This window comes from Micromonospora phaseoli, from assembly GCF_900109115.1.
Lineage (GTDB): Bacteria > Actinomycetota > Actinomycetes > Mycobacteriales > Micromonosporaceae > Micromonospora > Micromonospora phaseoli.
In genome coordinates, this window is sequence record NZ_FNYV01000006.1 from 16,927 (window position 1) to 30,309 (window position 13,383).

Genomic DNA, 13,383 nt, shown 5'->3' on the forward strand with positions numbered 1-13,383 from the left:
TGGGCTTGGACGACCGGCCCCTGTGCCGGATACCCGTCACCGCGCGTTCCTTTCGAAGGGCCTTTCCCCCATGCGTCGCAGATTGTCCGCTCTTGCCGCCGCAACACTTCTGACGATTGGCGGTCTGTTCCTCGGCACCGCCACGCCAGCTGTCGCCGATCCGCCGACGGTCAACTTCACGGACCTCTGCGGGGCGGTCGGCTTCTCCTGGGACACCGGGACGATCGGAGGCGACGACGGCTGGCAGACCACGGTGCTGCGCAACGACATCGTGATCGACGAGTTCTCGATGCAGTCCAGGGGAAGCGTGCAGTACGGCGCCCGGGACGGTGACCGGATCGAGATCCGGCGCGAGGGTCTGCCTGCGTCGAGCTACCTGCACCGTACGCCGGAGGGCTGCACCGACGCGCCGCTGCTGACCGTCACCCCGACCAGCGGCTGTGACGGACTGACGTTGTCCTTCGGCAACGAGGGAACCCGCCCGGTCTCCGGAATCCAGGTCCTCGCCGAGGGTTACGAACCGTGGGAGGTGGCACCGCTCGCCCCTGGTCGCACCGAGCTCGAGCTGCCGCTGGTCGACGGTGACCGGTTCTACGTGCGTGGCCCGCTGGCTGACGGTGATTGGTCCATCTGGTTGACCGGCACCCATCTCCGGCCGACGGACTGCGCCGCCGACCCCAGCCCGGGCCCCAGCGGTGAGCCGAGCCCCAGCGACGACCCCGGCGCCGGCCCGACCCCCAGCGTCACCACGCCGGGCGCGGGTGGCCAGCTGCCGATCACCGGCGCCCAGACCGCGCTGATCTCCATTGCCGGGCTGGTCCTGATCGGCACCGGAGCGGCGCTGTTCGTGGTGGCCAGGCGTCACCGGGTCCGCTTCACCACCGCCGAACGGCAGTGACCTGCATGAACACCACGTCGATCACCCGACGGTACGGCGTACGGCTCCTCGTGGTCGCGCTCGCGTTCACCGCCGTCGGCTGCGGCGGACCGGACGGCGCCAGCGCGCCAGCCGGAGAGTCGACCGCCGCGTCCAGTGGTTCCCGGTCGGCCGGGCCGGTGGAATCCGCCGGAGACGAGGACGCGACCGGAGCTGCCGTCTGCGAGCTGCTGACCGTCGCCGAGGCCGGTGGCCTGTTCGGCACCACCGCCACGATCGACAGCGGCGAGGGATCGACCCGCGAGTGTGTCTGGGTGGGCCGCGACGGCGGGATGCACCAACTCCACCTGCAGGTCTACACCGGACGGTCGTACTATTCGCCGGCGCGCTGGGGAGGCACCGGCGAACCGGTGACCGGGCTCGGCGATGAGGCGTTCCTGATCCGCAGCAGCCCGCTCGGGGTCACCGCCGGCACCCGCGACGGTGAGCAGGTCGTCTTCCTCAATTACCAGATCCTGCTCGGCGCGAACGCCAAGCCGGCGCAGCGGGCCGACAACGTGACGCGACTACTGCGTACCGCTGTCGACCGGCTCTGAGACCAACCACCCGATCGGAGCGACCGTCATGCCAACCGTCCGGTATCGCTGGCCCCGCCTTCGCTGGCCTCGTCTCACCGCCGCGGCGCTGCTCACCGCGACCCTGCTCGTCTCGACCGGGCTCACCCCGGACACGTCGCCGGCCTCCGCCGCGCCAGCTGGCAAGGAAGACATCGCGGACTCCTACGTGGTGGTCCTGGCCTTCGACGACAAGGAACTCGACGACAAGGACAAAGAAGGGACCAAGGAAAATATCGACAAAGCGGTCGCCGGGCTGCTCGCCGAGTATCCCGGAAAGCTGACCCACACCTACTATCACGCGCTGCCCGGCTTCGCCGTGCACATGTCGAAGCAGATCGCCGAAGCGCTGGCCAAGAACCCCCTGGTGGCATACGTCGCGCCGCAGATGGAGATCGAATGGCTCGGCGGCGAGCAGCGCCCCCCGTCGTGGGGGCTGGACATCATCGACCAGCGCCGGGACTTCGACGGCATCTACCGGTGGGACTCCGACGGCACCGGCGTCAACGCGTACGTCGTCGACAGCGGGATCCGGACGACCCACGAGGACTTCGGCGGACGCGTGGTCAGCACGGTCACCTTCGGCCAGACCGACGTGGGGCCGGGCGGATCGCACGACTGCTTCGGGCATGGCACGCCGATGGCCGGGACCATCGGGGGCCGGCTGCACGGGGTGGCCAAGAACGTCCGGCTGCACTCGATCCGGCTGGGCTGCACCACGGCGACCACCGCCGACATGATCGCCGTCATGGACTGGCTGCACGTGAATGCGGTCCGCCCGGCGGTGGTCAACCTGAGCTGGCGGGTGCCGGGGATAAACCCGCCACTCGACGCCGCGGTGTCCCGGGTGGTCGACCGGGGGATCACCGTGGTCGCGGCGGCCGGCAACAGCGACCATGACGCCTGCCGATTCTCCCCCGGCCGGGTGCCGGCGGTGATCACGGTCGGTTCGATACATGCGCTCAAGGACCGGATCCGGGGCACCTCCTGGGGCCCGTGTGTCGACCTTTTCGCGCCGGGTGAGCAGGTGACGACCACGACCAACGACAGTGACACCGCGACGACCAACTTCGGCAACGGTACGTCGATCGCCGCCGCACACGTCACCGGCGCGGCCGCCCGCTACCTCGATCGCTTCCCGGACGCCTCGCCCGAGTTGGTGGCGACCACCCTGATCAACGAGGCGAGCAAGGACCGGATCACCGACATCGCGGGCTCGCCGAACCGGGTGCTCTACCTGGACCGCAACGGCCCGGGCAACGACGGCTTCGGGCGTACCGGATCCGATGTCGACGGCGACGGTCGCGACGACATCGTCACCTTCACCCGGGGTGCCGCCGCCGACGTGTGGGTGGCGCTGTCCACCGGATCCGGGTTCACCGCCGGCACCAAGTGGCACGAGTATTTCAGCGCCGGTGAGGAGATCCCGCTGCTCGGCGACGTCGACGGCGACGGCCGCGACGACCTGATCACGTTCACCCGGGGTGCCTCCGCCCACGTGTACGTGGCGCTGTCGACCGGCACGTCGTTCGGGCCGTCGCAGCTCTGGCACACGCGCTTCGCGGTGGGCAACGAAACGCCGGTGGTCGGTGACTTCAACGGCGACGGACGCGACGACATCGCGACCGTCACCCGGGGCATCCGGGTCCACCCGTCGACCAACCGTACGGTCTTCGTCGCACTCTCCAACGGAAGCCAGTTCGTCGGCACCGGAGTCAGCTGGACCAGCGGCTTCCCCGGCGCAGACGCGATACCGCTGGTCGGTGACTTCGACTGCGACGGGCGCGACGACCTGGTGGCGGTCGACCGGGTCGGCGCCGGCCTGCTGCGGGTCTCCGCCTCCCAGGGCGACCGGTTCGCGACGGCGACGTACTGGGGTCACCCGCTCGCCCTCGGCACCGACGTACCGGCGGTCGGCGACGTCAACGGCGACGGCTGCGCCGACCTGGTCGGCTTCGCCAGAGGAGACCGTCGGTCGGTGGTGGTCGCCCTGTCGATGGTCCGTTCCTGGTCATTGCGCCAGTTCGGTACGGCGACCGTCTGGCATCGTGACTTCGCCAGCGGGGTGCAGGTGCCCGGCGTCGGTGACTTCACCGGCGACGGTCGGGACGACGTGATCGCCTTCACCCGGGGTCACGCGGCGGATGTCTACGTCGCCCCGGCGACGGCCGGATCGTCCTTCTCCACCGACGTACGCAGGTGGAGCGACTGGTTCGCCTACGGCACCGAGATCCCGATGCCGGCTGTCCTCTGGTGAGCCGTGCAGAGCGCGGGCTCGCGAGCCCGCGCTCTGCACGGATCCCGGCCGGGAGATTTCCGGGCTGACCCTGGTCGGGTTGCGCCGCCATACCCCCCGTCGAGCTACTCGGAATCAAGCGGACGGCGTGCGCGCGATGACGACGATCATTCCTTGCACCTGTTCCTCGGCCAACATTTTGCGCCACCCCTGTTCGAGTTGCGCGTCGGTGAGCGGTGGCGAGTCGACCGTGCCTTTGAGAGTCGGCCCGAAGACGTCGAGAATTTGCTCCACTTCGGGCGGTACTGGATTGTCGCGGGCAAATCGCCGCAACTCCAGGTAGGTCCACATGCTGGTGTATTTCACGTGGTCGGTGATATCGGTGACCTCATCGAGTACGAGTCCGGCCTGCGACGCGATCGTCTTGTAGTCCTCGGCACCGATGGGGACTGCGGCAACCCGCCAGGAGTCGTACACCTTGACCAAAGTCTGGTCGGAGCGCCCGTCCGGTCCCTCCTTGACCGTGAAATCGGTCAGCACGACGCGCCCGCCAGGGCGTACCACCCGGGCGATCTCCCGCAGCGCCCGCACCCGGTCGTGCACGTGGACGATCGACTCGAACGCCATCGCGTGGTCGAAGGAGTCGTCGGGGAAGGGCAACGCGAGCATGTCGGCCCGCTCGAATCCCACCCGGTCGGACACCGCCTCGGCGCGTGCCCGCTCGTTGGCCAGGCGCACGTCCTGCTCGCTGACTGAGACCCCGACAAGCTCCGCGCCGCTGGTCTTGGCCAACCGCACACCGGGCCAGCCCAGACCGCAGCCAACATCCAGCACCCGCTCGCCCGGCCGCGCGCCGACCCGCTCGATCATCAAGTCGGTCAACCGGGCGCTGGCCGTCTCGAAGTCGCTGTCATCGTCGGGCCCCGTCCAGTAGCCGTGGTGCATGGATCCGCCCTGGACCTTGGCGATGATCGCGTTCACCTGGTCGTAGAACGCCCCGACGGACTCCGGCGTGGGCCCCTTGAAATCAACGTTCATTGGTTAACCGCTCTCTGCTCGTCGGAGTCTTTACAGATAATCCGCTGATAGTCAGGGCAGCCGGGTGAGGCGAGGTGAATCCATAATGTCGACTCCCGGACACTTCCGTATTTCAGGCGGAGCCGGTGCGGTGACGCTGATCCGCCAGACAGGAGTCGGTGAGATAAGGAGCTTATCGACAATCAGCAACGCTACCGTAACCGGAGCGACTCACTCGGTCAAGCAAGAGACCGACTGGGTGATACCACCTTCAATATGCGCCTTTTGGTCACCACTAAACTTTTCCGATTCGCTGTCTCCGGACGCGGTTGTGGCAGTGAACGAGAAGATGTCACGGTCGGCTTAGCGGCGGCGGGGATTCCACCATGGTGGCGACGAGGTCGGCCACCGGCACGGTGGCAAACCCGACCCGGTTGTCGCTCGCGCCGTACGGCAGCCACAGCTCACCGTCGTGGATGAGCCCGCCGCAGGAGTAGACGACGTTGGGGACGTATCCGTCCCGCTCGGCCTCGTCGGGCGTCAGGAGCGCACCGGGGAGCCGCGCGACCACCCGTTCCGGCCGGCGCAGGTCCAGCAGGAGCGCGCCGATGGCGTACCGGCGCATCGGGCCGACCCCGTGGGTGAGCACGAGCCACCCGGCGTCGGTCTCGATCGGCGACCCGCAGTTGCCCACCTGGATCAACTCCCAGCTGTCCTGGGGGGTGTGCAGCGGCACCGGTTCCTGCCACCGGTTCTCGCCGTCCAAGCAGGTCAGGCCGATGGTCTCGCCGTCGGTACGGCACAGGGCGAGGTGCCGGCCACCGACGGCACGGGGGAACAACGCGACGCCCTTGTTGCGGGCGCCCGGCCCGCACATCGGGGTGATCTCGAAGCGGCGCAGGTCATCGCTGGTCAGCGCACGGGTGGCGATGCGCCGTCCGTCGTATGCGGTGTAGGTGGCCCGGTACACCGGTCCGGAATCGTCGGCGAACCGGACGAACCGGGCATCCTCCATGCCTCTGCTCTCCGCCGGAACGGCCGGCCAGAGCACCCGTTGGTGCAGAGCGGTGTCGGCGGGAAAGGTCGTGGCGTAGCTGGCCGCGTTGCTGCGGCGTACGTGTTCGAGGGTGTCCGGTCCGGTGCTGCGGGAGAGCAGGTCCGGGGGCAGGTCGCCGAGCGTCCGCTCGAAGGTTGCCTCGTCGTAGCGCTCGGGCAGGGCGTCCAGCACGGTGGCGGTGATCTCGTTGTCGCAGTCCACCTCCGTCAGGCCGGCGGCGAGGAGGTCCCGGCGGCGCCGTACGCCGGTCTGCTGGCCGACCACCAGGGGGCCGGACCGGTCGGCGACGACGAGCCGGTGCCCGGGTCCGAGTACCGCGCTGGCGAACCCGATCGACGACACGTGGCCCTCGCCGATCTGGCGCAGGCTGACCGCGACGCGCAACTGCCCGGCGAGCAGGCCGGCCTGGTCGGGGTGGGCCACCAACGACGGGTTGCACAGGGCCGCCGCCTCGACCGCGTACTCGTGGCTGAAGTAGGCGCCGATCAGGAGTCGGGTGGTGGGAGAGAGGTCACGGGCCCGCGCGATGCGGTGCCGGACGAGGTCGTAGTGGTGGTGGAAGGTGGCGTCCAGGTCACGGTGTCGGGCACCGAAGTGGTCGAAGGTCTCCCTCAGCAGCCGGCCGGTCTCTTCGTCGTCGAGGTGCGCGACGCGGTCGATGAGCGCCCTTGCACGGCTGCGTACCAGGGCGGCGTCCTCACCCGGGACGAAGAGCTTCACGACGACCCGGCGTGGATCCGGGGCGAGGGTGGCACCGTGCCGGACGGCCAGGGCGCCGGTCACGACCACCGCCGGGCGTGCTGCAGGGTGGCGATGAGGGCGAGGGTGGATTCGGCGCCCTGGTTGAGGTTGGGTCCGTGCGGGGTCAGCCCGTCGTAGCCGCCACCGGTCGCCCGGTTCCACATCGGCGTACCGACGTCGTTGTCACCGAGGAACCAGCCGATCGCCTGGTGTACTCCGGCCTCCCAGCCGGGATCGCCGGTGATCGTGGCGGCGGTGGCGCAGGCGTCGGCGAAGGCGGCGGCCTCGATCGGCTGCTGGTCGTGGCGCAGTCGCGCCGCGCCGCGCTGCCACCCGCCGGCGGGTACGACCGACAGGTGCCCGTCGCGGAGCTGGATGTCACGCAACCACGCCAGCATCCGCAGGCCGTCGTCGAGGGTTGGGCCGCCGTGCCGCAGCTGGCTGGCCGCGATGACGACCTCCACGAGGGCCGCGCTGGCGTACGTGAGCCGCTGCCGTGGCCACGGCCACCGCGGGTCGGATCCGGGAGCGCCGACCGCGGCGGCCGCATCCGCCAGCAGTGCGACCGCAGCAGTGTGGGCCGGGTGGCGACGCAGCACCTCGACGGCGCCGAGCCCGGCGAAGGCCATCGCGTGCGGTGCCGGGGAGCGCCGGGCGGCTCCCCGGCTGAAGGCGACGAGCGCCTCCTCCCGGATCCAGGGGGCGGGGCTGCGGGCAGCGGCGGTACCCAGCCCCCACAGCGCCCGCCCCCACCAGTCACCGAGCCCGGGCTCGTCGGTCCACCGCCGGTCGTGACCGAGCCGGTTGCGGAAGGCGCCGCCGCAGTCCTGCGCGTGGGTCAGGAAGGCCAGGTAGCACTCGGCGAGCCGGAGCACCTCCTCGGTCGGCTCCGGCTCGCGGCTGGTGACGACCAGGCCGCGCGCGACGTCGTCGGTGCAGTAGCCGTGCTCGCGGCGGACGATGCCGTGCCGGGCATGTTCGAACAGGCCGGTGTCGTCGCTCAACCGGGTCAGGTGCGCGAAGCTCGGCGGCCCCGGCACGTTGGGCCGGGGACCGCTCTGCGGCTCACTGGGGCGGCTGGTGGTCGCGGTCACGCCGACGCCACGCTGACCGCGGCAGGACGGGCGGCGACGAGCCGCTCGGCGAGCGTGCCGTAGCGGGCCGCCACCGCCGGCCAGCGCAGGTCCGCGGCGAGCGGACGAACGCGGTCGGCCAGTTGGGCGGCCATGCCCGGTTCGGTCAGGATCCGCCGGATCGCGGCGGCCAGCGCCACCGGATCCTGATGGCGTACGACCAGACCGGGGCCGCCGGTGAGCAGCTCGACGGCGTGCGGGAAGGCCGTCGCCACGACGGGCACCCCGGCGGCCACCGCCTCGATGAGCACCCCGGAGGTGACCTGTTCACGGGAGTCGTAGGGCAGCACGACCACGTCGGCGGAGCGGATCAACCGGGCGAGCGTGGGTTGGTCGTGGTAGACGTCCTGGTAGTCCACGGCGTGGGCGATGCCCAACTGCGCGCCGAGCAGGTGCAGTCCCGACCGGTACGCCTCCCCCTGGTGCTCGGCCACCTTCGGATGGGTCCGGCCCGCGACGGTGTAGGTGGGTGTCGGGTCGAGGTCCTGCAACTGCGCGAGGGCCCGCAGCGACCACTCGACGCCCTTGCCGGGCCCGAGCAGCCCCCAGGTCAGCAGGTGTGGGCGGGTACGCCGGTCAGCGGGTTCGCGGACATGTTCGGCGGCGCCGTGCGGGATGACGGTGACCTTGCCCGGGCGTACGGTGTAGCCGACGACCAGCCGGTTGCGAGCCGTTTCGGTCATCGTGACGACCGCTCCGGCGGCCGTGACGATCTGCTCCATCAGGGACTTCTGCCGGGCCGAGGGCCGGCGGAGCACGGTGTGCAGGACCACGATGCTCGGCACGGTGAGCCGGCGCAGCAGCGGCAGTACGTCCTCGCCGTCGGCGCCGGGGTAGATGCCGTACTCGTGCTGGACGACGGCCACGTCGAAGGTGTTCAGGGCCGCCGCGGCGTCCCGCCATCCGGCCCGGGCCCGCGTCGACCAGGTGTGCACGACCTGGGGTCCGGCCCGCAGGTCGTCGCCGCGGCTGGTGACCCGGACGATGCCGCCACGCGTGCCGTCGGCGGTCAGGTGGGTGGCGAGGGCGGCGTTGAAGGTGGCCAGCCCGCACCGGGTCGGCGGGTGGGTGCTGAGGAATCCGTAGCTGGGCATGGGTGTCGGGCCTTCCGGTTGTCGGCCACCTCCGGCGGACCGGGAGCGAACCTCACGCGGTGTCGGCGCACGCCGGCCAGCGTGTGTGGCCGGCGGAACGGATTCGGGGGCGGTCCCCGGGTTCAGTGCGGTCGGCGGGTGAGGTGGTCGTAGACGGCCAGATAGTCGGTGACCATCCGGTCCGCGCCGAAGCGCTGCCGGGCCTGTGTCCGGCAGCCGGCCCGGTCGAGCCCGCTGGCCCGGGCGACTGCGTCGACGGCCTGCTCAACGGTGTGTACGAGGAAACCGGTCAGCCCTTCGTCGACGACCTCAGGCATCGATCCCCGCGCGTACGCGACGACCGGGGTGCCGCAGACCATCGACTCCACCACCGACAGTCCGAACGGCTCGTCGAAGGCGATCGGGTGCAGCAGGGCGGTGCTCGCGCCCAACACCTCCGCACGCCGTCGAGGGCCGACCGAGCCGAGGAAGACGACCTGGTCGCCGTCGATGTGCGGAGCCACCTGTTCGGCGAAGTACCGCTCGTCCTGCACGATGCCGCAGATGGTCAACGGCCGGCCGGCACGGCGGGCGATCTCGATGGCGGTGTGGGTGCCCTTGTCGGGATGGATCCGGCCGAAGGCGGCCAGCCCTGGGCCGGCGTCGCGGGTGAACGGCAGCCCGGTGAGGTCGACACCGTGGTGCACCGTGGCGACGTAGTCGAGGTCGGCGCTCCGGTCGGCGTCGGAGATCGAGACGTAGGACGAGCGGGCCCGGACGTACGCGGGGAGGATCCCCGCGCCGGAGAAGCCGTGGACGGTGGTGAGCAGCGGAGCCCGGCAGTGTTCGGCGAAGGCGAGCGGCAGCCAGTCGAGGTGGCTGTGGACCAGGTCGAACTGCCCGGAGCGGGCCATCGCGTGGGACACGTGCATCGCCTCCCACACCCGGCCGTCCAGGTCCGGATCGTCGGCGTACCCCCGGGTGCACACGCCGTCGAGGGTGGCGGAGGTGACGGAGTCCAGCGTCGCGAAGAGGGTCACGTCCACCCCACGGGTGACCAACCCTTCGGCGAGCAGCCCGGTCACCTGCTCCCAGGGACCGTAGTGGTGTGGGGGTGTCCGCCAGGCGACCGGCCCGAGCAGGGCAACTCTCACCGAGACGGCGTGTCGGCGAGATCGGCCGGATCGAGACGCAGGGTGGCGAGCAGCCCCACGTGCTTGGCGGGGTCCACCCGCTCCGGCAGTTCGCGCTCGACCCAGTCGGCTCTGGTCTGCTGGCCGCGCTCGCGCAGCGCCGCAATGATCCTGTGCCTGGCGATACTCATCTGTTTCACGCCCCTAACGGGCTGGTGGCGGCGGGACTTGCGGCCACCGGGGGCCCGGGCGACACCCTCACCGTACGCCTCCATCTCCCCGACCGACACCCGACGCCGCGCTCCGGGTAGCCGGCTCGCCGGTCGGGCCGACCGTCAGCCGGGCAGGTTGGTGACCGGGCCCGGCGCGAACTGCTCGGAGCCGTCGACGATCGCCTGGGACAGCTCGGACAGTCGCCGGTTGCGGCTGCGGGCGCCGTCGCGCAGTATCGCGAAGGCCTCGCCCACTTCCACCTGGAGGCGTTCGGCGAGGATTCCCTTGGCCTGTTCGATCAGGACGCGGCTGTTCAGGGCGGTCTGCAGCTGTTCGGTGAGGATGTCGCGTCGGTGGATGGCGCGCTGTTGCAGCAGTCCGATGGTGGCCACGTCGGCGAGTGCCTGACCGATGCGGAGCTTGCCCTCGTCGAGGGCTCCCGGCCGGACGTCGAAGAGGTTCAGCGCGCCGATGACCTCGGAGCGCAGGCGCATGGGCAGGGCGTGCACCGAGGCGAAGCCGACCTCGGCCGAGGCGGCGGTGAACCTCGGCCAGCGGGCAGTGGTCAGGGCCAGGTCGGCGACCGACACCGGTTGGCCGGTACGGAAGCAGTCGAGGCAGGGGCCCTGGTCGGTCTGGAGCTGGAACAGCTCCAGCAGTCGGGTGCGTTCGGAGGAGGCGGCGACCACCTGCAGCGTGTCCCGCTGGTCGGTCAGGAGCAGCCCGGCCGCCGACACGCCCAGCAGCTCGACACACCTCTCGGTCAGCATGTGCAGGAACTCGATCACGTCGAAGTCGTCGATGAGAGTGTCGGCCATCTCCACGAAAACGTCGGCCAGCTGGGTCTCGGCCATTCCGGTCACCTCGTCAATCAGTGGCTCCGCCGGTCGCCCGACGGGATGGTTCTTGACGCGCCGTCCTGGCGCCGATGTCTGTTCACCCATTTCGGTCACCAGATGTCCCGGCCGGTTCGAGGCGCAGCCGTCGGGCGACGACGTCGGCTGCCACGTCGTGCAGGCGCCGGTCCTGGGAGTACGCGTAGGCGCGTAGCCGGATGAGTGCCACCGCCGCAGACACTCCCATCTGGACCATGACCATGCCGGTCGCCTGGTGCACCTCCGGGTGCCGCAGGCCGGTCCGCTCGGGCGAGTGGTCGTCCCGGTCCCCGCCGGGTCGCGTCGCTTCGTCCAGCAACACCGCGCATGCCGTATCCGCCAGGACCAGCGCGTCGGCCAACTGCTCCCCGCCGAGGTCACCGACCCGGGCCCGGTAGAGGTCCAGTACACCGAGGCGGATCCCGCCCACCCGTAGTGGCAGCGCGAAGATCGCGCCAGCTCCGGCGAGCACCGCGGCCGGCGCGAACACCGGCCAGCGGTTCCGGCACTCCGGCTCCGTCAGATCGGCGACCAGGACAGGTCCACCAGTGGTCGCGTCCACGCATGGCCCCTCACCGAGGGTCAGAGTCAGGTCTTCCAGCTCGGACGCGGTGCGGTCCGTGGCGTACATCAGTTCGCGCGGCGTGGCGTCGAGGATGACCGAGACGGCGGCGGAGTCGACGCCCGTGACCGCCACCGCCGTCGCGCAGACATGATCGACCGCGACCGCGCCACCCCGGGCGGCATCAGCGAGAACAGCCCACAGCCGTAGCCGGCGATCGGAGGTCATCGGATCGCCGAACCCCGGGTTGTCTTCGTCCATTGCTGGCTCCGACCCGGATCGTTCTGAGCGGACGTTGCGGTACGACGCCTAGGTCCCGGGCGGCGGCCAAACCCTACTACGCCCGACGCCGCCGTGCCGCCGGCGGCTCACCGGACCGAGCCGGCGCCGGCGGCTGACGAGCCGGTCGAGGCGCGGAAGCGTACGCTGGGAGTGTCGCTCGGGACCCCGGTGGCTGACCGCAAGGCACCCTCCACCGCACGTCGGACCGCGACGGTCTGTCGCAGGTCCGCAATCGATCGGGCGCGCCAGCGCTTCACCGCGCCAAGGCCGGCCAGATGCTCCTCGGAAGGCGGCGGTTCCTGATGACCGCACCCCGGAACAGCCATGTTCGATTCTTCTCGCTCGACGGCCACCGCAGCACCGATGCCTCTCGTCCGATGCCCACCCGGCCAGGAGTGAAGCGCTCGCGGGTCGGAGGTCTGTGGGTCGCCGCGGTGGTATTCGCGGTCGTGCTCCTGCTGCTGCTCATCTTCGTACTGCAGAACGGGCAACGCGCCGAGGTGTCGTTCTTCGGCGCGCACGGCACCCTGCCGATGGGGGTGGCGCTGCTGCTGGCCGCGGTCTCCGGGGTCCTGCTCGTCGCCCTCCCGGGCACCGCCCGGATCGTGCAGCTCAGGGTGCTGGCCCGTCGTCGCGGCAGGCCGGAGGCTGACGCGCCCGAGCACCGTGCGACTCCCCCGCCGTCGAACGGCATCCCCAGCGTCCCGCTGCCGCCCCGCCCGGAACGTCAGGACGGCTGAGCCATGTCCATCACCACGCGACCCCAGCCACCTGCCGCCGACCCGACCAACCTGAGGCGCGCGGCCGACATCCTGACCAGCGCTCCGGCTCGGCCTCGGGCTGCGGCGACGACCAACTCCGACGCATCCTCGGTGTGGGACAACGAGGGTGGCAGCACCGCGCCGAGCGGCGCGGATCCTCACCGGGCGAGGCGCGCGGCCTCCCGGTGAGTACGGCGCGCTGCCGCGGGTATCCCGACGCCCATGGCGCGGTACACGAAGCCCGAGCTGCGGGAGAAGCTCAAGGAAGAGATCAAGGCGTCCGACCGGGGCGGCCGGCCGGGACAGTGGTCGGCGCGCAAGTCACAGCTGCTGACCCAGGAGTACCAGAAGCACGGCGGCGGCTACCAGGGACCGAAGGACGAACGCCAGAAGTCCCTACAGCACTGGGGTGACCAGAAGTGGCGGAACAGGAAGGGCACCACCCGGGCGCGGCACGACGGCGAAACCGACCGTTACCTCCCCGATCAGGCATGGAACCAGCTCTCCGCCGAGCAGCAACGCGCGACCGACGCCAGGAAGCGCAAGGAGTCGAAGTCCGGTAAGCAGTACGTCGCCAACACCGGGCCGGCCAGACGCGCGCGCCGCAACGCAGCGGCCGTACCGCTCAACGAGATGCCGGTCGCCGAGGCGACCCGACACGTCCGCGACCTCGACACCAATCAACTCAGGGCGGCGCTCCGCGCAGAACGCGCCGGGAAGGCCCGCAAGACGCTCATCCAGCGACTGCAGTCGGCACTGGACAGGCGCTGACCGGGCCGGTGGGTAGGCAGGCAGCCGACGGCCGCGGA

At 70.8% G+C, this 13,383-nt stretch carries 13 protein-coding genes; 5 read left to right on the forward strand and 8 right to left on the reverse strand.

What is annotated here, in order from left to right; all coding sequences use genetic code 11:
* Positions 1–70: 70 nt before the first annotated feature.
* The 3 genes from BMY89_RS16330 to BMY89_RS16340 are packed head-to-tail and all read left to right on the forward strand — an operon-like array spanning position 71 to position 3,748.
* The gene (locus tag BMY89_RS16330) at positions 71–898 is read left to right on the forward strand and encodes an LPXTG cell wall anchor domain-containing protein (protein ID WP_111313833.1); all 828 of its coding nucleotides are present in this window, start codon (positions 71–73) and stop codon (positions 896–898) included.
* 5 nt (positions 899–903) lie between these two features.
* Positions 904–1,473, forward strand: a complete 570-nt coding sequence (locus BMY89_RS16335; RefSeq protein WP_139217957.1) for a hypothetical protein — start codon at positions 904–906, stop codon at positions 1,471–1,473.
* Positions 1,474–1,501: 28 nt separating this feature from the next.
* Entirely contained in the window at positions 1,502–3,748 is a 2,247-nt protein-coding gene (locus BMY89_RS16340; RefSeq protein WP_092380869.1) for a S8 family serine peptidase, read from the forward strand.
* 114 nt (positions 3,749–3,862) lie between these two features.
* Here the strand turns inward: BMY89_RS16340 and BMY89_RS16345 are convergent, their stop codons facing one another.
* The 8 genes from BMY89_RS16345 to BMY89_RS16380 all read right to left on the reverse strand — a co-directional run bounded on the left by BMY89_RS16345 (position 3,863) and on the right by BMY89_RS16380 (position 11,792).
* The gene (locus BMY89_RS16345; RefSeq protein WP_092380870.1) at positions 3,863–4,765 is read right to left on the reverse strand and encodes an SAM-dependent methyltransferase; all 903 of its coding nucleotides are present in this window, start codon (positions 4,763–4,765) and stop codon (positions 3,863–3,865) included.
* A 331-nt stretch (positions 4,766–5,096) separates the two neighbouring features.
* Complete coding sequence (locus BMY89_RS16350) at positions 5,097–6,584, reverse strand: glycoside hydrolase family 130 protein (RefSeq protein WP_092381184.1); 1,488 nt, start codon at positions 6,582–6,584, stop codon at positions 5,097–5,099.
* The gene (locus BMY89_RS16355; protein WP_372433255.1) at positions 6,581–7,636 is read right to left on the reverse strand and encodes a glycosyltransferase; all 1,056 of its coding nucleotides are present in this window, start codon (positions 7,634–7,636) and stop codon (positions 6,581–6,583) included. Before BMY89_RS16355 ends, BMY89_RS16350 begins: the two co-directional genes overlap by 4 nt.
* A complete protein-coding gene (locus BMY89_RS16360) occupies positions 7,633–8,769 on the reverse strand; it encodes a glycosyltransferase (RefSeq protein ID WP_092380871.1) in 1,137 nt (378 codons plus the stop codon). Before BMY89_RS16360 ends, BMY89_RS16355 begins: the two co-directional genes overlap by 4 nt.
* A 122-nt stretch (positions 8,770–8,891) precedes the next feature.
* Positions 8,892–9,902, reverse strand: a complete 1,011-nt coding sequence (locus BMY89_RS16365) for a glycosyltransferase family 4 protein (protein ID WP_092380872.1) — start codon at positions 9,900–9,902, stop codon at positions 8,892–8,894.
* Positions 9,899–10,072, reverse strand: a complete 174-nt coding sequence (locus tag BMY89_RS30410; protein WP_170147707.1) for a hypothetical protein — start codon at positions 10,070–10,072, stop codon at positions 9,899–9,901. Before BMY89_RS30410 ends, BMY89_RS16365 begins: the two co-directional genes overlap by 4 nt.
* Positions 10,073–10,216: 144 nt before the next feature.
* On the reverse strand, positions 10,217–10,948 hold the full coding sequence (locus BMY89_RS16375) for a GAF and ANTAR domain-containing protein (RefSeq protein ID WP_092380874.1): 732 nt from the start codon (positions 10,946–10,948) through the stop codon (positions 10,217–10,219).
* An 82-nt stretch (positions 10,949–11,030) separates the two neighbouring features.
* Positions 11,031–11,792, reverse strand: a complete 762-nt coding sequence (locus BMY89_RS16380) for a GAF and ANTAR domain-containing protein (protein ID WP_198414020.1) — start codon at positions 11,790–11,792, stop codon at positions 11,031–11,033.
* Between the two features lie 323 nt (positions 11,793–12,115).
* Here BMY89_RS16380 and BMY89_RS16385 point away from each other — a divergent pair, with 323 nt between their 5' ends.
* Both BMY89_RS16385 and BMY89_RS16390 read left to right on the forward strand, forming a co-directional pair.
* Positions 12,116–12,553, forward strand: coding sequence for a LapA family protein (locus BMY89_RS16385; RefSeq protein ID WP_198414522.1), 438 nt, complete (start codon positions 12,116–12,118; stop codon positions 12,551–12,553).
* 243 nt (positions 12,554–12,796) lie between these two features.
* Entirely contained in the window at positions 12,797–13,345 is a 549-nt protein-coding gene (locus BMY89_RS16390) for a hypothetical protein (protein ID WP_092380876.1), read from the forward strand.
* Positions 13,346–13,383: the final 38 nt, after the last annotated feature.

Coding starts and splice junctions, on each gene's coding strand:
- BMY89_RS16345 (WP_092380870.1), bottom strand. CDS start 4,765: ATGAACGTTGATTTCAAGGGGCCCACGCCGGAGTCCGTCGGGGCGTTC.
- BMY89_RS16380 (WP_198414020.1), bottom strand. CDS start 11,792: ATGGACGAAGACAACCCGGGGTTCGGCGATCCGATGACCTCCGATCGC.
- BMY89_RS30410 (WP_170147707.1), bottom strand. CDS start 10,072: ATGAGTATCGCCAGGCACAGGATCATTGCGGCGCTGCGCGAGCGCGGC.
- BMY89_RS16335 (WP_139217957.1), top strand. CDS start 904: ATGAACACCACGTCGATCACCCGACGGTACGGCGTACGGCTCCTCGTG.
- BMY89_RS16385 (WP_198414522.1), top strand. CDS start 12,116: ATGACCGCACCCCGGAACAGCCATGTTCGATTCTTCTCGCTCGACGGC.
- BMY89_RS16360 (WP_092380871.1), bottom strand. CDS start 8,769: ATGCCCAGCTACGGATTCCTCAGCACCCACCCGCCGACCCGGTGCGGG.
- BMY89_RS16340 (WP_092380869.1), top strand. CDS start 1,502: ATGCCAACCGTCCGGTATCGCTGGCCCCGCCTTCGCTGGCCTCGTCTC.
- BMY89_RS16330 (WP_111313833.1), top strand. CDS start 71: ATGCGTCGCAGATTGTCCGCTCTTGCCGCCGCAACACTTCTGACGATT.
- BMY89_RS16390 (WP_092380876.1), top strand. CDS start 12,797: ATGGCGCGGTACACGAAGCCCGAGCTGCGGGAGAAGCTCAAGGAAGAG.
- BMY89_RS16375 (WP_092380874.1), bottom strand. CDS start 10,948: ATGGCCGAGACCCAGCTGGCCGACGTTTTCGTGGAGATGGCCGACACT.